The sequence below is a fragment of the Litoribaculum gwangyangense genome (genome assembly GCF_039543505.1).
Lineage (GTDB): Bacteria > Bacteroidota > Bacteroidia > Flavobacteriales > Flavobacteriaceae > Litoribaculum > Litoribaculum gwangyangense.
Window position 1 is genome coordinate 101,793 of the sequence record NZ_BAABJW010000002.1, and the last position, 18,590, is coordinate 120,382.

Genomic DNA, 18,590 nt, shown 5'->3' on the forward strand with positions numbered 1-18,590 from the left:
GGTAGGTAAACGTAAATTACAACCACTTCTTTTTTCTAAAGTAATATATCATACCTAAAAAAAGTGTTATCATAACACCCCAAACTACAAAATAGCCATACTTGTATTTAAGTTCTGGGATGTACTCGAAATTCATACCATAAATACCTGCAATAAATGTTAAAGGAATAAATATGGAAGCCATGATGGTTAATACTTTCATGACTTCGTTCATTTTGTTACTAATGGTAGTCATGTACATATCCATTAAACTCCAAATCATTTCGCGGTAAATATCGATGTTTTCTGTTACTTGAATTAAATGGTCGTAAATATCTCTGTAATAGGTAATGGTTTTCTTAAGTATGAGTGATGTATCGTTTTTTTCAATGCGATTGATGACTTCTCGCAGTGGAAAAATGGCGCGACGTACTTTTAAAATTTCGCGCTTTAAATCTTGAATATTTTTGCTTACATCGTTATCAACTTTACCCGAGAAAATGGCGGTTTCAAAATCTTCTATTTTATCGCCCAAAATCTCTATCACAGTAAAATAATGGTCTACCACCGCATCCATTAACGTGTAAAGTAAATAATCGGCCTGCATATTTCGAATACGTCCTTTGCCTTGCCTTATTCGGTCTCGCACCGTATCAAATACATCGCCTTCGGCTTCTTGAAACGTTAAAACGTATTCTTTGCCCAGAATAAAACTGACTTGTTCAGAAACAATTTTTTCATTGGAATCGTAATAAAGCATTTTCAAAACCACAAACAAGTAATCATCATACTCATCAATTTTGGGGCGTTGTGCTATGTTAACGATATCTTCCCGCACCAAGGGATGCAGTTCGTAATGCTCCCCAATTTTTTCAATGGCATCTACATGGTTTAAACCATTTATATTGATCCAGGTAATCGATCCTTCCTCAAAATTAAAGCATTCCTCCACATTGGTCAATTCTCTTTCTTCGTAGTGGTCTTTAGTGTAATCAAAAGCTTCAATAAATAGCTTTTGATTGGATTTTACCCCGGTGTAAATAACACTTCCCGGAATTTGACCAACCTTCTTTTTTGATAATTGGGTTCTTATTTTTTTTGCCATTTTTAGCATACGTCAAATAAAGATAAGAATTATTTATACAGCTTCAGCATCATCATCGCTTATATCCTCAATGGCATCTTTTTTAATGAGGGTCACGGCCTTTTGTAGCATTAAATTATTAGGGTAGGTAACCAAATCACCATTTTCCAATCTTAAATGTAGTTGGAACGCCCTAATATCTTCTATAATTGCCGTTATTGGAAAGTCTTTATCGTGTATTTCAATTTTATCGCCCACTTTATATGGAAAATTAAAAAACATGATGATACCCGAAGTAATGTTACTTAAAATAGACCAAACGGCAAACAAACCAATTCCTATGATAGCAAAAACCGAGGAGAATATCACCGTTAATTCATGAAACTCTGTGCCAAAAATAAAGGCTTCAAATAATAGTGCAATTAAAAAAAGGGTTACAGTAATGTACCGCCTTATGAGCCTAATTCTGGCATCGTTTATATCATTTTTTCTGGCTAGCTTCGTTACTGTAAAATGTGTGATGTATCTTATAATAAGTAGCGAAAAAAGTATAATGCCACTGGCAATCAATTCATTTTGGTAGTTACTTAAAAACATAATTTTGCATTAAAATTTATACAAAGATACAGGTCTAAATGAAACTGTTTTAGTTTAATTGAAGAGTTTCTCTTAGAATTTCATCTTCATTACCATTCTTTTGCCAATAAGCCGATTTGATGGTTTGTAGTTTAGTTGCCTTGGTGGTTAAAATTTTGGCAGAATTACCAAAACCACTGTTAAAAGATTCTTCCCATTCCAAAATGTCATAGGGGAAGTTTGGATGGAATTGAATGGTGAGGCTTCTGTTTAATTCTGGGTATTCAATTTTATAAATATTTCCTTCTAATACAGCCACGGCGCTATAAGCCTTAATGGGTACATGGCGCAATCTTGTAAACTCAAAGGAAGGAATGACGTTGATAGTACCCGTTGGTAACGATTGCGGATTGACACGCAACTGAACCCATAATTCATTTTCTAAAATGGTTTTCTCCAGACTGAAATGCTCATCGGCTTCACTTTCAAAATAGGAGTGTGAAGTTACTTCAAATTGCTCTTTATTGTTAAGTTGGGTGTATACATGCCCGCACCATTCTTGTACCGAAGCAGACACTTTTACAGCATGCGCATTGTTATAAATAGGGTAAAAGGTACTTTGCATAATAGAATACGGATAAATTCCAGTTAGGAAATTTTTAGTAGCATTTAGTTTTAAAACAGGAATGGTACTGGGGTTTTTGGTATCTGATTTTACTTGTTTTTCGGGTAAAAAATCCTCGGTTACATACACCAAAACGGCTTTTCCTTCGCGTATTTCGCCATATCGTGCCTGTTCCAATTTATAAGACGTAATTTCAGCTTCTCCACCATACCAATAGGCTTTAAATTCTGGAGATGGGGTTTCTTTTGTTTTAAGAGGTTCTACTTTGTTTTCACTATTGTAAGCGAGCTCTTTACTATCATTTTTGCAGGCCATCAGCACTGCCAGCATACTTATAAAAGCCAAAAACGATAGCGTTTTTGTATGAAGTCTTTTTAATAACATGGGTTTTGTTTTTAAAATTACAAACTTATGAAGCATCCACAAAGGCATTTAACGTTTTGTAAACAAGATGAACAGGTAACCCCATAACGTTAAAATAGGAGCCTTCTATGTTGGTTACCCCTATTTGCCCAATCCATTCTTGTATACCATAAGCTCCCGCTTTATCAAAAGGTTTACAAGTGTTTATGTAGTATGAAATTTCGTCGTCCAAAAGTTCTTTAAAGGTCACTTTTGTAATGTCGTACTCCGTTTTTTTAAAGTTTTGGGTTGTAAAGCAAACCGATGTAATCACTTCATGGGTTTTGCCGCTTAGCGATTTTAAAATTTGAAAAGCGTCGTGAGCATCCATTGGCTTACCAAGTGCTTTATTTTCATGCCAAACGATGGTGTCACTGGTAATTAAAATATCTTGGGGTTTTAATGCGTCCTTAAAGGGTAAAGCCTTTAATTCGGCTAGGAAATTGCTAATTTCAAAATGCGTCAAGTCTTCTGGGTATGTTTCTTTTACAGGTTTTAAACGCACTTCAAAATCCAACCCTAAATCTTTAAAAAAGGCTTGCCTTCTGGGGGATCCTGAAGCTAAAATGAGATGATGGTTTTTTAGTTTTTCGTTTAACATTAATTTAGAATTATAAACTTGTATAAAAGTAGCGAAAGCATCCCGAAGAGCATTACCCATTTATACATCTGGCTTAGTTGATGAAAGTCTTTTTTGGTTTCCGCACCAAATGTTTTTATACATATGAAGATTAGGGGACCCAAAACAAATACTAAAAAATAACTTACAGCCATAGGATGTTTGTATAAATTGGAGATTATGTAAAAAACGAAACCTACCAACGGTATAAAATTTAAAAATTTTAATACATTTTTGGCACGTTCTCTACCTATAACTATGGGTAAAGTATTCATTTGAGCCTTATAGTCGCCATTGATATCCTCAATATCTTTGGCTATTTCTCTAAGTAAATTTATAATGAAAGCAAAGAGGGCGTAATCAAAAATAATTTTAAAAAATGTAAGCTGAATTTTTTGGTTAAAGGGCGTTATGGAGGGAAGTAGTTCAAAAACGCCCACTATAATGATACTTAAAGCCACTAATACCGAAATAACAACATTCCCAACTATGAAGGTGCGTTTTAAATAGGTGGCATAGATGTATAATAACACTGAAATCATTACAAAAATGGAGAAAAATGACGCTCTATTTACCCGAAGTGATAAGTAGTACCCTAAACCAACACCAACGACGTTTAAAATAATAAATAGTTGGTAGGATGTTTTTTCCGAAATGGCATTTCCAACAATTACTTTTCTTGGTTTGTTTACAAAATCGGTTTCAATATCATGGATGTCGTTAATAATATTTCCAGCGGCTGCAATGCTAATCGTTGATAAAATTAATAGTGAAATACCGAAAGTGCCTAAACTTGTTTGAACTCCAAAAGGCTCTAATAGGGCATATTTAATGAGTAATTGCACAAGGGCAATCATGAGTAAGTTTTTGCAACGGATAAGATTTAAAAAGGCCAGCATGAATTTTTAGTTATAATCATGACATCATATTGACAATTAACATATTGATTGAAAAAAGGACGCCCATTAATAAAATAAGTGTTACCGCTATGGTTTTTATGGTTTTGCGTTTTTCAGCTTTTCGTATCTTATTTTTAATGAGTAGCTTTTCTTCTTTGGTTAGTTTTTTATGAAGAAAATCTAGTTGATAACGTAAATGCGTTTCACTGTTCAACTTTTCTTTTATTTCAGAAAATGCTTTTTTAGAACTTTGATTGAATACACTTTGGCTGTTCCCAAAACCAATGTATCCAAACCCTGGGCTATGTCTTCTACTTTTTCTCTCCAAAATGTATTATGAGTCATATTTAGTATGGACGTTGTCATACCATTTATCTTGTACTTTCAATACTTGTTCAATAACATCACGAACCGCACCTTTGCCGCCTTTTTTGTGTGAAATGTACTTTGATACACTTTTTATTTCTGGCACCGCATCCTGCGGGCAACATGGTAAACCAATCACTTTCATAACGGGGTAATCTGGAATATCATCACCCATATACAAAACGTTTTCAGGTTTTATGTTAATTTTATTCAAGTAATCATGTAGTTGCTCTATTTTATTGTGGGATCCCAAATACACATGGGTAACTCCCAAACCCTCCAAGCGTAATTTCACCCCTTGATTGGTGCCACCAGAAATAATGCAAACATTAAAACCCTTGCTTATGGCCGTTTTTAATGCGTAACCATCTTTCATGTTCATACTGCGAAGCATGTCACCATCAGCAGTAACAACCACAGAGCCATCAGTAAAAACCCCGTCAATATCAAAAATAAAAGTGGTAATGTGCCTTAAATATTCTTTATAGCTTTTTTCTTCCATGTGTAAGCTGTATCGATTTTGTTAAAAGTTTATAAACATCCTTGTGATGTTCGTTTTCTAAAAGCTTGAGGTGTTTATTGATGGTTTTTTTATCATGGCGTTTGGCAGGACCGGTTTGGGCTCTGTAAGGCGATATGTCTTGAACTTTTTTTGCGGTTTCCATGATAAGGGGTTTGAGCAAATCAAATTCTGCACCCTTGCTTTCGGTAATTTCATGACCAATTCTGTATAACTGATTCGTGAAATTATTAACGTAAACAGCGGCAAGATGTAAAACGCGTCGTTGGTCGCTATTCACTTTTTTAGTAATATTACTAATGCTTTTAGACAATTGTTTTAAAAGTGGGTAGCTTTTTTTATCCAAAGTTTCTATACATATGGGGACGTTAGAAAAATCCAAATCGGCATGTTTACTAAAAGTTTGGAGCGGATACAAAACACCACGTTTGTGTTTTTTGTCTAAATCATTAATGTTCACGCTACCAGAGGTATGCACCACCAACTTATTTTCAAAAGGAAGCAAACGGGAGAGGGCTTTAATGGCATCATCACTCACGGCGATAATATAAACATCCGCATGTTTCAAATGGCTTAAGTCATCCGTTATGTCAACATGATGTTTGAATTGTTTTATGGATTCTAAATTCCTGTTGTACCATTGAATAACGGATACACTGTCAGCTTTATTAAAAGCTTTGAATAAATGGGTCGCTACATTCCCAGCACCAAGAATTACTACTGAAATCATATTGCTAAAATAGTTAATAATACTATAATTCGAAACCTATTATCATATCTTTGTTTACCATGATTAAAAAAGATATTCAAAATAGAGACGATGTATTTTTACTCGTGTCTTCCTTCTATAAAAAGGTTAGAAAAGACCCTGTTTTAGGACCCTTTTTTAATGACACTATTAAGGATTGGGACGGCCATTTAGGGAGGTTAACTTCGTTTTGGGAATCAAGTCTGTTTTTAAAAACAAAGTACTTGGGAAACCCACTTGACGTCCATGTAAAAGTTGATCATGAAAATAATAATACAATTACTGAGTTGCATTTTGGTTTGTGGTTAAACCTATGGTTTAAAACCATTGATGAACTTTTTGAGGGCGATTATGCTGAAAATGCCAAAAGGCGTGCCAGAAAAATGGGTACATTTCTATATTTAAAGATTTTTGAAGCGCGAAAACCATAGACTTTTTTTGAATACTTTAACACTTCAAAATAAACTTTAATCCTTAAATTTGCTAGACCTTAAAAAGGGCTATGATTATGCAAGAAAAACTCGCCAAAATTCTTTTCTCAACCAGACTTACTGCCATTTTATTCATTGTTTTTGCTGCCGCTATGGCCGTTGGAACTTTTATGGATGCGGGCCAAGATACATCACCCACACCGTATACCAGAAACCTAATTTACAATGCTTGGTGGTTTGAGGCTATCATGGTATTTTTTGTAATCAATTTTGTTGGAAACATTTTTAGGTTTAAACTTTTCAAAAAGGAAAAATGGGCCACTTTAATTTTGCATTTAGCTTTTATTTTTATCCTTTTAGGAGCTTTCATAACACGTTATATTAGTTTTGAAGGTATGATGGCCATTCGTGAAGGGGCTACCGAAAATACCTTTCTTTCACAAAAAACATACATTTCGGGAAATATTTATGGCGATTATACCATTGATGGTGTGAATCAAATGCGAGTTATTGAAGAAGAAGTAGATTTTTCAGGCCGATTGGATAACGATTTCAAAATTGAAACAGAATACAATCGACAACCAGTAACCATTGAATTGGATAAATTTATTGTAGGAGCTGAAGAAGACATTGTTCCCTATGAAAATGGAGAAGCCTATTTAAAAGTAGTTGAAGCTGGAGAAAGTGGGCCACACAATCATTTTTTAAAAATGGGTGAGACCCAAAGTATTCACAACGTCCTTTTTTCATTGAATAATCCAACTGAGGGGGCCATCAATATTACGTATCAAGGCGATTCGCTCACGGTTAATTCACCTTTCGAAGGGGAGTATATGACTATGGCTACCATGGCTCAAGGAAAACTGGTAAAGGATAGTATTCAGCCACTTTATCTGCGTTCCAGATATGTTATTGGAAATATGCAATTAGTATTCCCAAAACCAGTCGTTAAAGGGGTTTTTGATGTGGTTCAAAAATCTAGAATTTTAAAGAACGATGAGGATGGTGTGGTACTAAAAATAACCACCAATGGTGAGACCAAAAAAATTGGATTACTTGGAGGTAAGGGACGAGCTAGCAGTTTTAAGGAAATAGAAGTTGGAGGTTTAGAGTTTGCACTTAAATATGGTTCTAAAATATTGGAATTGCCTTTCTCCATAAAATTGAATGATTTCGAAGCTGAACGTTATCCAGGCACCGAACGGGGTTTTTCGGCATATTCCAGCGAAGTGACCGTTTTAGATCAACAAGAAGGCGATTATGATTATAAAATTTATATGAACAATATTTTGGATCATCGTGGATATCGGTTTTTCCAATCCAGTTTTGATCCCGATGAAAAAGGCACCATTCTATCCGTCAATCATGATTTTTGGGGTACTTTACTCACGTATATTGGCTATATGATGCTATATTTTGGCTTGATGGCCATTTTATTTAGCAAATATTCCCGCTTTGGGGATTTAAAAAAGCAACTTGAAAAAGTGAAGACTAAAAAAGCCAAAATACTTACAATTTTAATGCTTTGTTTTGGTTTATTTGGTTTTTCGCAAACTCATACTGCAAACGATGACCATGATCATTCAAAGCCATCAAAAGCACAAATGGATTCTATTTTAAGGGCGAATATCACCCCAAAGGCGCATGCTGATGAATTCGGACATTTAGTGATTCAAGACCTTAGTGGTCGAATGATGCCAGTGAACACCTATGCATCCGAAATGCTTCGCAAGTTAAGTAAACACGATACTTATGAGGAGTTTGACGCCAACCAGGTATTTCTATCTATACAAGAAAGCCCCATGCTTTGGTACAACGTACCTATTATTTATCTAAAACCCAAAAAGGGGGATTCCATAAGAAATTTAATTGGAGTTTCTAAAACCGAAAAATATGTAGCCTTGGCTGATTTCTTTTCAGATAGGGGAGAGTATATTTTAGCCCCATATTTAGATGAAGCCTATAAAGCTCAGGTTCCGAATGGTTTTCAAAAAGAATTCAAGGAAACCGATCAACGAGTAAATTTGTTGTATAACACCATTGAAGGGAGGTCTTTAAAAATATTTCCTGTTCCCAATGATGATAACAACACCTGGATTTCCACTTTTGATTACTCAAATGACCCTTCCAAAATACAGGATTCACTCTACAGTAATTTTATAAAAAATGGATTTAAAACGTATTTATACACTTTAAATAGAGCGAAACAAACAGGGGATTTTTCCCAATCTGACAAGCTTTTGGAAGCCTTCACGAAAACACAACATAAGTATGGAAGTGCAGTCATGTTGAGTGACGATAAAGTAAAAACAGAAGTGCTTTACAATAAGTACGACATCTTTAAAAAGTTGTTCAGTTGGTATTTATACGCAGGTACCTTGTTGTTCGTATTTTTAATAATTCAAATATTTAAAGACCATAGTACGTTTGTGAATGTAGCGGTAACGGCTTTCAAATGGATTGTAGTTGGCTTATTCATATTGCACACTTTAGGTTTAATAGTGCGTTGGTACATTTCTGGGCATGCTCCCTGGAGTGATGCTTACGAGTCCATGATTTATGTGGCTTGGGCAACCATGTTTTTTGGATTGGCCTTTGGTAGAAAAAGTGATTTAACCATCGCTTCAACAGCTTTTGTAACCTCCATGATTTTAATGATTGCCCATTGGAATTGGATGGATCCTGCGATTGCGAACCTACAACCCGTTTTAAATAGTTATTGGTTAATGATTCATGTGGCTGTGATTGTTGCGAGTTATGGTCCATTTACTTTAGGGATGATTTTAGGCGTGGTCTCATTATTATTGATGATTTTCACAAATAAAAAGAATAAAACCAAAATGGATTTGAATATTAAAGAACTTACCATCATAAATGAAATGGCCTTAACCGTAGGTTTGGTTATGCTAACCATCGGAAATTTTTTAGGTGGTATGTGGGCCAATGAAAGCTGGGGACGTTACTGGGGTTGGGATCCAAAGGAAACATGGGCGCTTATCAGTATTATGGTATATGCCTTTGTGATACATATGCGATTGGTTCCTGGACTTCGTGGGCGTTGGTTTTTCAACTTAATGTCTATCATTGCTTTTGCAAGTATTATGATGACGTATTTTGGTGTAAATTTCTACTTAGCTGGGTTACACAGTTATGCCAGTGGCGATCAAATTGTGAGTCTTCAATTTATTGGAATTGCTTGCGCAATAGTAGCTATTATAGCGTTTTTTGGATATCGAGGCTATAAAAAGTATCATGTTAAGTGATATTAATTTTTAAATCAAACCAAAAACACAATCAAACGTTATTTCGAATAAAATAGCTAAACCAAAACTAAGCAACGTACCAGCTAAAATGTATTCGGTTAGTTTTCTGCGTTTAGTTTTTGGTAAATCCCCAAAACAAAGTACCGGTTTGGCGGCAATTAAGAACTGACAACTTCCCATGGATTGGTTCTATAAACAGGAATAAAAACTAATGTTCCTGCATTCTAATACAAGCATCTTTAAAAATAGCATTAAAATTAATAATAAATAAACCCCGATTATTCAAAGGCTATAAAATAGCGCGATGAAGGTTTTTCATAATAAATCACAAACTAATTATCTTTACCCGAATTATTAATAAATTACAAATATGAAATTATTCAAGGAGTTTAAAGAGTTTGCAGTAAAAGGTAATATGATGGATATGGCTATCGGTATTATAATTGGTGCTGCATTTAATAAAGTGATTGATATTTTGGTTAAAAAAGTATTACTTCCACCTTTATCATTATTGACTGACGGTGTTAATTTTGAAAATAAAAAAATCATTTTAAAAGAAGCTATTAATAATTTGGATGGCACTGTAAAAACAGAAGAGGTGGCCATAGGTTATGGTGCTTTAGGGGAAGCTTTTTTAGATTTTTTTATTGTGGGTTTTACAGTTTTCATTGTGGTAAAATTTATGAACAAATTACGTAATCGTGCCCAAGACACTAAAGATGAAACCGTTGCAACACCTAAAGATATTGAATTGTTATCAAAACTTACCGAGTTGATGGAGGAACAAAATACCTTATTAAAGAAGAAATAGCCTTTTTAATTTAGAATTAAAGATATTTTGTTAAAAGTAATGTCTTTAAAATCCTTAATTACCAAATCAGCTTTACTATAATCTTGGTTTTTGGAGTGAAAACTATCATATCCCACGCAAAAAACTTGGGCAGCTTTTGCAGCTTCAATACCATTGGTAGAGTCTTCAATAACCATACATTCTTCATTTTTAAAACCGGTAGCTTCAACTGCTTTGATAAAAATTTCTGGATGCGGTTTGCTTTCCTTTAAATCGCCGCCACTAAATTTTGCTACAAAATATTTATGTAAATCAAAACGATCAAAAATTTGATCGATACTGGTCATGGCCGCCGAAGATGCTAAAACCAATTTTAATCCGTTGTTGTGGTAATCCTTTATTAAATCAAAAACCCCATCAATGAGTGATAGCTGGGAATTACTTTGAAAAAATTGTTTGTAGTGTTTACGTTTTATGGCCACCAAGGTTTCTGGTGATTCTTTTAGATTAAAATGGTTACATAAACGTTTGCAAATATTAATAGTAGATTGTCCTGTAAAAGATTCATAAAGGTCGTTGGAAACTTCAATACCAACTTCATCAAACATATCATTATAGGCCTTATAATGCATAGGTTCACTATCAATTATAACCCCATCCATATCAAAAATAACCGCTTTTAGCATACTGATTTTTTTTGCGAATATATAAGAATTGCTAAGAACTCCATAAAAATCAGGGTTGCAGTTTTCAATATTTTTTTCAATATTTGTCACTTATGATTGTTTAATTTGACTTCCGTCCTGAACCGATATCCCCATCGGGCAAATTATAAGCTGAATGTTTTGACGTTTAGCTATGTCTTACATATTATCATTTCAAAATGGAATCAAATAAAATTACCTTAAAACAAGTCATTCAATATTTTAAAATAGCAGTTTCAGGCAAAGAACAAGAATTTACTTCGGGTAGTATCCGAAAAGCCGTTTTTATGCTTTCCGTACCCATGATTTTAGAAATGCTCATGGAATCTATTTTTGCTTTAGTGGATATTTTTTATGTTTCAAAAGTAAGTGTTAATGCGGTAGCTACTATTGGTTTAACAGAATCTGTAATAACTCTTGTTTATGCCGTTGCTATTGGTTTGAGTATGGCTGCCACGGCTATAGTGGCAAGACGCGTAGGTGAAAAAGATTTAAAAGGCGCATCAAATGCAGCCGTTCAAGTTATTTTTCTAGGAATTTTTGTGGCTATTATTATTAGTGCTGTTGGCATGATTTACCCTAAAGAAATTTTGGGTTTAATGGGAGGCGAGCCTGATTTAATTGAAGAAGGGTATGGTTACACTAAAGTACTTATGGGTGGTAATGTTACTATTATGTTATTGTTTTTAATCAACGCCATTTTTAGAGGTGCTGGTAATGCATCGGTAGCGATGTGGACGCTAATTGTATCAAATGGATTAAATATTATACTGGATCCTATTTTTATTTTTGGGTTTGGTCCCATTCCCGCTTTTGGTGTTGAAGGGGCTGCTATTGCTACTACCATAGGTCGAGGAACGGCGGTATTATTTCAATTAGGGGTTTTATTTTTTGGGTATAGTAAAATTAAAATAGCCGTCCATGATTTGGTGTTGCAACTAGGGGTTATGTTTAATTTAATTAAGATATCCCTGGGCGGTATAGGCCAGTTTTTAATAGGAACGTCATCTTGGGTATTTTTAATGCGTATCATGAGTGAATTTGGTAGTGAAGTTTTAGCAGGATATACCATTGCCATTCGTGTTATGATGTTTACATTAATGCCAGCTTGGGGTATGAGTAATGCTGCGGCTACTTTGGTTGGACAAAATTTAGGAGCCAAAAAGCCAGATCGCGCAGAACAATCGGTTTGGAAAACTGGAAAGTACAGTGCTATTTTTATGGGATTGGTCTCTATATTATATTTGGTATTTGCGCCTCAAATTATTGTATTATTTAATGCTACTCCAGAGGTTGTAAAATATGGCAGTTTGTGCTTACGCATCATAGCCGCTGGATATATATTTTACGGGTATGGTATGGTGGTTATTAATGCCTTTAATGGGGCAGGTGATACTAAAACACCTACGTATATTAATTTTGTATGTTTTTGGTTGTTGCAATTACCTTTCGCGTATGTAATGGCCATAAGTTTGGGTTTTGGGCCATCAGGTGTATTTTGGGCTATAACTTTAACAGAGATTCTCATTGCTATCGTAGCCATTATTTGGTTTAAAAAAGGTGACTGGAAAAAAGTGGAAGTTTAATACAATAATTGTAACTTGGGTAATTAATTTAGTGTGATGACAAAAGGCAGAATAGAAGCATTTACCGATGGGGTATTGGCCATTATAATAACCATCATGGTATTGGAACTAAAAGTACCACACGGCGGTGAATTTGAGGATTTAAAACCTTTATTACCTGTATTTGGGAGTTACATACTGAGTTTCATTTATTTGGCAATTTACTGGAACAACCACCATCACATGATGCAAACGGTTAGGCATGATACGGGTAGTATTTTGTGGGCCAATATGCATTTACTTTTTTGGTTGTCATTAATCCCCTTTGTGACCGGTTGGATGGGGGAAAATGATTTTACAACCGCATCCGTATTTTTGTATGGCATGGTATTGTTATTTGCAGCGTTTGCTTATTTCCTTTTACAGAAACTTATCATTAAAAGTAATGGAAAAGAATCTATTTTAGCGAGAGCTTTAGGAAAGGATTTAAAGGGGAAGGCTTCACCAATTTTATATATAGTAGGAATTATAGGCGCTTTTTTTAACGTTTGGATTTCAGGTATTATTTTTATTTTGGTTGCTATAATTTGGTTAATTCCAGATTCTAGAATTGAGAAGGCATTAAATCAAGAAACTTCTGACTAGTTATTTACCTTTTCTTAAATCTGTTTTAAAAAACAAACCAACCTGTATTCGATTTAGGTTTTGTTTATTTATTTCATGATTTAAATAACCGATTTGAATATTGTCATCATCAAAAATATTAATGCCCAAAGCGGCGTAAAATCTATTCTCAGTAAAAACCTTACCCTCTAAATTTGCAAAAAATTCATTGTTTACGTTCATAAAAAAGGTTTTATTCAATTCAATTTTTGTACCCAATTTATAGCGAAATCTATTGTTTAAAGAATTAGTGCGTTTGAAATTTAAGAACCTATGTTCCAATCTCAATCGGTGATATATTGGTAAATTTGAAATTTTGTGTCTATAACTAATTTGTTCATAGGGTCTGTTTTCGTATAAATGATTCTCACCTGAGATGATAAATGTCCTATCAATATCCAAATAGCAATAGGCGAATGTGAGCGTGGTTTTTTTATTTAGATGGTAGTTAATACCAGTGTAATAAAATAAAACATTCATATTATCAAACACTTCAAAAGTACGTAATTGAAAACCCGTCTTTATACTAAATGCCTCTGAAACTTTATGATTGGCATCTAGCATATACCAAGCACCCAATTTCTTTTCAGGGGTAGGTTGTGAATAGATAGATATGCTGAAAGTAAGCACTATGAACATTAAAAAGTACTTCATAGCTTTGTTTAATTGCAATAATGTATTAGGTATAGTACTTAACTATACTGATTTTTTATAATGGATAGGAAATAAAAGGAGTTCATAATTGAACTCCTTTTACATGAATAAAGAACCCAATTAAAAGTGTTCGTTTAAATGATGGTGTTCATCAATTAACGGACCGCCTTCAATAATTTGTTCAGAAGCTTGAGATGCAAATTTCTCAAAGTTTAAGTGGAATGAATGTGCTAGTTGAATAGCCTTACCAACATAAGCTCCTTTTTGTAACCAAGTATTCATAGGGTCTAAAATCTCGGTTGGAACACCTGGACAATATTTTGGCATAAATAAACCGAAAATAAAGTTTTGTTCATAGTCTACATCATCTAATTCCCCATTTAAAATAGCAGTAATCATGGCTCTGGTATATTTTAATTTAATTCGAGAACCGACACCGTAAGGTCCAGCACTCCATCCTGTATTGATTAACCAAACATTAACCCCTGCTTCTTTCATTTTTTCACTTAACATTTCACCATAAACAGTTGGGTGCAATGGCATAAAGGGCTCTCCGAAACATGCAGAGAATGATGGCACAGGTTCAGTAATACCAGCTTCGGTTCCAGCTACTTTAGCTGTATAGCCAGAGATAAAATGATACGCAGCTTGACCTGGCGTTAATTTTGATACAGGAGGCAATACACCAAAAGCATCACAGGTTAAAAAGAAAATATTTTTAGGGTTGCTTGCATAAAGCGTTTCTTGGTAATTGTCTATATGATAAATTGGATAACTAACACGTGTGTTTTGTGTGATGCTACTATCTTCATAATCAGGTTCACCATTATCTTTTATAATAATGTTTTCAAGAAGAGCTCCAGGTTTAACAGCTCTAAAAATATCTGGTTCCTTTTCTTCAGTTAGATCGATTACTTTCGCATAGCAACCACCTTCAAAGTTAAAAATAATATTATCTTTTGTCCAACCATGTTCATCATCACCAATTAATTTTCTATCAGGGTCTGCAGATAAGGTTGTTTTTCCCGTACCAGATAATCCGAAGAAAATTGCGGTATCACCTTTTTTTCCAACGTTAGCTGAACAGTGCATTGGTAACACATTTTTTTCAACAGGTAATATTAAGTTTAGTGCAGAAAAGATGCCTTTTTTCATTTCACCAGTGTATGCAGATCCCCCTACCAAAGCAATTTTTTGAGTAAAATTGATGATTGAAAAATTACCTTGACGAATACCATAAGCTGCCGGATCTGGACAAACATACCCAGGGGCACAGAGAATTAGCCAATCTTCTTTGAAGTTTTCAAGCTCCTTTTCGCTAGGTCTTAAAAACATATTGTAAACAAATAGGTTAGACCATGGTAGTTCTGTTATGGTTCTTATATTTGTTCTAAAATCTGGTTCTGCACAAACATAACCATCTCTGGCATAGATTTCTTTGCCAGAAAGATATTTGGTAACCTCATTTTTTAACTTATCAAAGTTTTCAGGAGATATGGCTTTGTTGGTTTTTCCCCACCAAACTTTATCTGCTGTATAGTCATCTTTTACCAAAAATCTATCTTGTGGAGAACGACCAGTGAATTTTCCAGTATTTATAGCAAGAGTACCGTTTACTGTTTCTTTTCCCATGCCTTTTTCAATAGTGATTTTTTGAAGTTCTTCTGGTGATAAATTCCAGTTTACTTTCACATCATTAATTCCATATTTTTTTAAACTGGGATGTCTTTTTGTTACTGTTTCCATTTTGATTTAATTTTTAAGGTTCTTATTAATTTTATTTAAAATGGCCATAATAATGGCACTAATATGAGTGTAATAATTAAAAATAAAAATAGGAGGGGGGCTCCCACTTTTAAGTAATCTATAAATTTATACCCACCAGCTGTCATTACCATAGCGTTGGTAGTGGTTCCTATGGGAGTTAAAAATGCCGTAGAAGCGCTAATAGCTACCACTATCATGAATGGCTCTGGTGATAAACTTAGAGAACTGGCTGCTAAAATGGCTATAGGTGCCATTAAAACAGCTGTTGCCGAGTTATTGATTACTTGGCTAAAGGTGGTCGTTAATAAAAATACACCGCCTAATAATACTATGGGATGAATGGCTCCTAAATAATTTACCAATCCGTTAGCAATAATTTGGGCAGTTCCCGTTTTCTGTAACGCTATACCCATAGGAATCATAGCAGCAATCATAACAACACTCGTCCAACTGATACCCTTATATGCTTTTGAAATGGGAACGCAACCAGTAAGTAAAACTATTCCCGCTGAAATTAAAGCAGCTATAGATCCTGGTACCACATTAAAGACCATAAACACAATCATAAGTAATAATGCACCTAGAGCTATGTATGATTTCAAATTTAAGCTTTCTACATTTTTAGCCATCCCTTCTGGACTACCTATAATAACCAGATTTTCATGTTGTTTTTTCAAATCGTCTATATGTTCCCAAGTACCACGGATTAAAAAGGCGTCTCCAACCTTAACAGTGATTTCTTTTAGCTCTAAGGGTTTATTGTTTCTGGAAGCGGCTAAAAGTTGAATTCCAAATCGTTTAAAGTATTCCCCTAATTTATACTTTCTTCCAACTAAAATAGAGTTTGGGTTTACGATAACCTCTGTCATGCCTACCTCTTGGTTTATTAAATTGTGTTTTAATTCATCCGTAATGGGTTCTAGAGGTAATAAACCTAATCTAAAAGTAATCATGATCTTGTTTATAGCTTCTGTTTCCCCTTTTACGGTTATGATATCATGATACAGAAACATAGTGCTCGGATTTGGAAACTCCTCAAAGGATGGGATTCCTTTTAATACATTAGGATGTCTTCTTTTTATTCTAATAATGGATACATTGTAATTTTTTTCAAATTGCCAATCCTCAATTTTAGTATTAAGTAAAGGAGATATGGAACGAACCCGTAATCGGTAATAACCACTGTCAATTTTATAAGCTTCAATCCAATTGTGTAACGTAGATTCTATATTTATTGGTTTGTTGTTGGTTTTGTTTTTAGGCAATAATTTGTAGCCAATATATCTAAAATATAACAGCGCAATTATCAATAATGGCAATCCAATTAAACCAAATTCAAAAAATGAAAATCCTTCATAACCACCATCTAATAATGCATTACTTGCGATAATATTTGGGGGTGTTCCAGTTAAAGTTAATAAACCGCCAGTATTTGATCCAAAGGCCACAGGCATTAACATTTTGGAAGGTAAAGTGCCTATGCCCCAAGCAGAAGATATAGTGAGAGGCATTAATGTAGCAACTGTTCCCGTATTACTTACAAAACCAGATAACACACCAGCTCCAAGGGTTACTATAACCAACAATTTTGGAATACTTTTTCCTGCCCATTCAATAAATTTTTTACCCGCCATGGCTGTCCATCCTGTTTGTGCAATACCTTCACCTATGATAAAAAGCGCAGCAATCATAATAACTGTAGGATTACTAAACCCGCTAAGGGTTTCCGTCATATCTAAAATACCCGTTAGAAACAAGCTAATCATGGATATTAAAGCAATAACATCGGGCGGAAATTTTCCCCAAATGAAAAGGATGATGGTCACAACTAAAATGAGGAGCATTAAATAGATCATATCTTGTAATTGTTTCTTAGTTTTACAGTTTATAAGTTAATTAAATTCCTATGAAAGCTACTTATTAATTACAAAGTAAAATTACAATGGATAGAAGCTATTAATTATGACTAATGTCATACTTTGTCTGTGTATTGTATTTTTCAATTATTATTAAATTTGGGATATTAAAAATGATAATATCATTTACGAATACGTTTGCGTGATATTGTGTTTTGAATGATTATGAATTTTTGTTGAGGATACCGACTTATGTAGATAATAAAATTGATTTAAAATTTAAAAATAAACTATGAAATTAGATATTATGGCTTTCGGAGCACACCCAGATGATGTGGAGTTAGGGTGTGCAGGTACGCTAGCAAAAGAAATAGCCAATGGAAAAAAAATAGGCATTATAGATTTAACCCAAGGTGAATTAGGGACTAGAGGCACCATTAAAACCAGATATGAAGAAGCCAAAAGTTCGGCTAACATATTGGGGGTTTCAATAAGGGAAAACATGCAGTTTGCTGACGGGTTTTTTATTAATGATAAAGCACATCAATTAGAAGTTATTAAAAAGATAAGAACATATCAACCAGAAATCGTTATTTGTAATGCTTTAGAAGACAGGCATATAGATCATGGTAAAGGCAGTAAATTGGTAAGTGATGCATGTTTTTTAAGTGGTTTGGTGAAAATAGAAACAAAAGATAATTCTGGTGTATTACAAAACCCATGGCGACCTAAACAAGTATATCATTTTATACAATGGAAAAATCTTGAGCCAGATTTTGTAGTTGATATTACGGGATTTATGGATAAAAAAATGGATTCTGTTTTGGCCTATAAAACACAGTTTTATAATGAAAACAGTAAAGAACCTGAAACCCCTATTTCCAGTAAAAATTTTACGGATAGTATAAAGTACAGAGCCAGGGATTTAGGCCGAATAATTGGAGTGGAATATGCTGAAGGCTTTAATGTAGAACGTTACGTAGCTGTGGATAGTTTATTTGATTTAAAGTAATTATGAGTTTTAAGAATTACATCTCCCTACATTTAAATAAAATATTAAAAAAGTCTTTGTAGAAAAG

At 34.1% G+C, this 18,590-nt stretch carries 19 protein-coding genes; 6 read left to right on the forward strand and 13 right to left on the reverse strand.

Features of this window, described 5'->3' with window-relative positions; translation table 11 throughout:
* Positions 1-16: 16 nt before the first annotated feature.
* The 8 genes from corA to ABD963_RS06080 are packed head-to-tail and all read right to left on the reverse strand — an operon-like array spanning position 17 to position 5,800.
* On the reverse strand, positions 17-1,084 hold the full coding sequence (gene corA, locus ABD963_RS06045) for a magnesium/cobalt transporter CorA (protein WP_345276059.1): 1,068 nt from the start codon (positions 1,082-1,084) through the stop codon (positions 17-19).
* Positions 1,085-1,117: 33 nt separating this feature from the next.
* Positions 1,118-1,660 (reverse strand): mechanosensitive ion channel domain-containing protein, encoded by a 543-nt coding sequence (locus ABD963_RS06050; RefSeq protein ID WP_345276060.1) that lies wholly within the window; start codon positions 1,658-1,660, stop codon positions 1,118-1,120.
* A 49-nt stretch (positions 1,661-1,709) separates the two neighbouring features.
* Complete coding sequence (locus tag ABD963_RS06055; RefSeq protein WP_345276061.1) at positions 1,710-2,684, reverse strand: septum formation inhibitor Maf; 975 nt, start codon at positions 2,682-2,684, stop codon at positions 1,710-1,712.
* The gene (locus ABD963_RS06060; protein ID WP_345276062.1) at positions 2,674-3,267 is read right to left on the reverse strand and encodes a Maf-like protein; all 594 of its coding nucleotides are present in this window, start codon (positions 3,265-3,267) and stop codon (positions 2,674-2,676) included. The genes ABD963_RS06055 and ABD963_RS06060 overlap by 11 nt, the downstream gene beginning before the upstream one ends.
* A complete protein-coding gene (locus tag ABD963_RS06065; protein ID WP_345276063.1) occupies positions 3,267-4,184 on the reverse strand; it encodes a geranylgeranylglycerol-phosphate geranylgeranyltransferase in 918 nt (305 codons plus the stop codon). Before ABD963_RS06065 ends, ABD963_RS06060 begins: the two co-directional genes overlap by 1 nt.
* Before the next feature lie 16 nt (positions 4,185-4,200).
* On the reverse strand, positions 4,201-4,512 hold the full coding sequence (locus tag ABD963_RS06070; RefSeq protein WP_345276064.1) for a hypothetical protein: 312 nt from the start codon (positions 4,510-4,512) through the stop codon (positions 4,201-4,203).
* 6 nt (positions 4,513-4,518) lie between these two features.
* Complete coding sequence (locus ABD963_RS06075) at positions 4,519-5,052, reverse strand: KdsC family phosphatase (protein WP_345276065.1); 534 nt, start codon at positions 5,050-5,052, stop codon at positions 4,519-4,521.
* Positions 5,033-5,800 (reverse strand): Rossmann-like and DUF2520 domain-containing protein, encoded by a 768-nt coding sequence (locus ABD963_RS06080; protein ID WP_345276066.1) that lies wholly within the window; start codon positions 5,798-5,800, stop codon positions 5,033-5,035. Before ABD963_RS06080 ends, ABD963_RS06075 begins: the two co-directional genes overlap by 20 nt.
* A 59-nt stretch (positions 5,801-5,859) precedes the next feature.
* Here ABD963_RS06080 and ABD963_RS06085 point away from each other — a divergent pair, with 59 nt between their 5' ends.
* Positions 5,860-6,249, forward strand: coding sequence for a group III truncated hemoglobin (locus tag ABD963_RS06085; RefSeq protein ID WP_345276067.1), 390 nt, complete (start codon positions 5,860-5,862; stop codon positions 6,247-6,249).
* A gap of 77 nt (positions 6,250-6,326) precedes the next feature.
* The gene (locus ABD963_RS06090) at positions 6,327-9,512 is read left to right on the forward strand and encodes a cytochrome c biogenesis protein CcsA (RefSeq protein ID WP_345276068.1); all 3,186 of its coding nucleotides are present in this window, start codon (positions 6,327-6,329) and stop codon (positions 9,510-9,512) included.
* Positions 9,513-9,521: 9 nt separating this feature from the next.
* Here the strand turns inward: ABD963_RS06090 and ABD963_RS06095 are convergent, their stop codons facing one another.
* On the reverse strand, positions 9,522-9,692 hold the full coding sequence (locus ABD963_RS06095) for a hypothetical protein (RefSeq protein ID WP_425562792.1): 171 nt from the start codon (positions 9,690-9,692) through the stop codon (positions 9,522-9,524).
* A gap of 190 nt (positions 9,693-9,882) precedes the next feature.
* Here ABD963_RS06095 and mscL point away from each other — a divergent pair, with 190 nt between their 5' ends.
* Entirely contained in the window at positions 9,883-10,323 is a 441-nt protein-coding gene (gene mscL / locus ABD963_RS06100) for a large conductance mechanosensitive channel protein MscL (protein WP_345276069.1), read from the forward strand.
* Positions 10,324-10,328: 5 nt separating this feature from the next.
* On the opposite strand, the gene ABD963_RS06105 is transcribed toward mscL, so the two are convergent.
* Positions 10,329-10,988: an HAD family hydrolase gene (locus tag ABD963_RS06105; protein WP_345276721.1), complete on the reverse strand. Its 660-nt coding sequence runs from the start codon at positions 10,986-10,988 to the stop codon at positions 10,329-10,331.
* A gap of 197 nt (positions 10,989-11,185) precedes the next feature.
* Here ABD963_RS06105 and ABD963_RS06110 point away from each other — a divergent pair, with 197 nt between their 5' ends.
* Together ABD963_RS06110 and ABD963_RS06115 are read left to right on the forward strand one after the other, a co-directional pair.
* Entirely contained in the window at positions 11,186-12,592 is a 1,407-nt protein-coding gene (locus tag ABD963_RS06110) for an MATE family efflux transporter (protein WP_345276070.1), read from the forward strand.
* A 36-nt stretch (positions 12,593-12,628) separates the two neighbouring features.
* On the forward strand, positions 12,629-13,216 hold the full coding sequence (locus ABD963_RS06115; RefSeq protein WP_345276071.1) for a TMEM175 family protein: 588 nt from the start codon (positions 12,629-12,631) through the stop codon (positions 13,214-13,216).
* Here the strand turns inward: ABD963_RS06115 and ABD963_RS06120 are convergent, their stop codons facing one another.
* The 3 genes from ABD963_RS06120 to ABD963_RS06130 all read right to left on the reverse strand — a co-directional run bounded on the left by ABD963_RS06120 (position 13,217) and on the right by ABD963_RS06130 (position 17,499).
* Positions 13,217-13,888: a DUF2490 domain-containing protein gene (locus tag ABD963_RS06120; protein WP_345276072.1), complete on the reverse strand. Its 672-nt coding sequence runs from the start codon at positions 13,886-13,888 to the stop codon at positions 13,217-13,219.
* A 120-nt stretch (positions 13,889-14,008) separates the two neighbouring features.
* Entirely contained in the window at positions 14,009-15,634 is a 1,626-nt protein-coding gene (pckA, locus tag ABD963_RS06125) for a phosphoenolpyruvate carboxykinase (ATP) (protein ID WP_345276073.1), read from the reverse strand.
* A 35-nt stretch (positions 15,635-15,669) separates the two neighbouring features.
* Positions 15,670-17,499: an SLC13 family permease gene (locus ABD963_RS06130; protein ID WP_345276074.1), complete on the reverse strand. Its 1,830-nt coding sequence runs from the start codon at positions 17,497-17,499 to the stop codon at positions 15,670-15,672.
* A gap of 304 nt (positions 17,500-17,803) precedes the next feature.
* Between ABD963_RS06130 and bshB1 the strand changes: the two genes are divergently transcribed.
* The gene (gene bshB1 / locus ABD963_RS06135) at positions 17,804-18,523 is read left to right on the forward strand and encodes a bacillithiol biosynthesis deacetylase BshB1 (protein ID WP_345276075.1); all 720 of its coding nucleotides are present in this window, start codon (positions 17,804-17,806) and stop codon (positions 18,521-18,523) included.
* Positions 18,524-18,590 lie beyond the last annotated feature (67 nt).

Excerpts from the sequence above, each read along its gene's own strand:
- mscL (WP_345276069.1), top strand. The coding sequence starts at position 9,883 with ATGAAATTATTCAAGGAGTTTAAAGAGTTTGCAGTAAAAGGTAATATG.
- ABD963_RS06075 (WP_345276065.1), bottom strand. The coding sequence starts at position 5,052 with ATGGAAGAAAAAAGCTATAAAGAATATTTAAGGCACATTACCACTTTT.
- ABD963_RS06110 (WP_345276070.1), top strand. The coding sequence starts at position 11,186 with ATGGAATCAAATAAAATTACCTTAAAACAAGTCATTCAATATTTTAAA.
- ABD963_RS06095 (WP_425562792.1), bottom strand. The coding sequence starts at position 9,692 with ATGGGAAGTTGTCAGTTCTTAATTGCCGCCAAACCGGTACTTTGTTTT.
- ABD963_RS06130 (WP_345276074.1), bottom strand. The coding sequence starts at position 17,499 with ATGCTCCTCATTTTAGTTGTGACCATCATCCTTTTCATTTGGGGAAAA.
- pckA (WP_345276073.1), bottom strand. The coding sequence starts at position 15,634 with ATGGAAACAGTAACAAAAAGACATCCCAGTTTAAAAAAATATGGAATT.
- ABD963_RS06050 (WP_345276060.1), bottom strand. The coding sequence starts at position 1,660 with ATGTTTTTAAGTAACTACCAAAATGAATTGATTGCCAGTGGCATTATA.
- corA (WP_345276059.1), bottom strand. The coding sequence starts at position 1,084 with ATGGCAAAAAAAATAAGAACCCAATTATCAAAAAAGAAGGTTGGTCAA.
- ABD963_RS06105 (WP_345276721.1), bottom strand. The coding sequence starts at position 10,988 with ATGCTAAAAGCGGTTATTTTTGATATGGATGGGGTTATAATTGATAGT.
- ABD963_RS06065 (WP_345276063.1), bottom strand. The coding sequence starts at position 4,184 with ATGCTGGCCTTTTTAAATCTTATCCGTTGCAAAAACTTACTCATGATT.
- ABD963_RS06055 (WP_345276061.1), bottom strand. The coding sequence starts at position 2,684 with ATGCTTCATAAGTTTGTAATTTTAAAAACAAAACCCATGTTATTAAAA.
- ABD963_RS06080 (WP_345276066.1), bottom strand. The coding sequence starts at position 5,800 with ATGATTTCAGTAGTAATTCTTGGTGCTGGGAATGTAGCGACCCATTTA.
- ABD963_RS06090 (WP_345276068.1), top strand. The coding sequence starts at position 6,327 with ATGCAAGAAAAACTCGCCAAAATTCTTTTCTCAACCAGACTTACTGCC.
- ABD963_RS06085 (WP_345276067.1), top strand. The coding sequence starts at position 5,860 with ATGATTAAAAAAGATATTCAAAATAGAGACGATGTATTTTTACTCGTG.
- ABD963_RS06120 (WP_345276072.1), bottom strand. The coding sequence starts at position 13,888 with ATGAAGTACTTTTTAATGTTCATAGTGCTTACTTTCAGCATATCTATC.
- ABD963_RS06115 (WP_345276071.1), top strand. The coding sequence starts at position 12,629 with ATGACAAAAGGCAGAATAGAAGCATTTACCGATGGGGTATTGGCCATT.
- ABD963_RS06060 (WP_345276062.1), bottom strand. The coding sequence starts at position 3,267 with ATGTTAAACGAAAAACTAAAAAACCATCATCTCATTTTAGCTTCAGGA.
- bshB1 (WP_345276075.1), top strand. The coding sequence starts at position 17,804 with ATGAAATTAGATATTATGGCTTTCGGAGCACACCCAGATGATGTGGAG.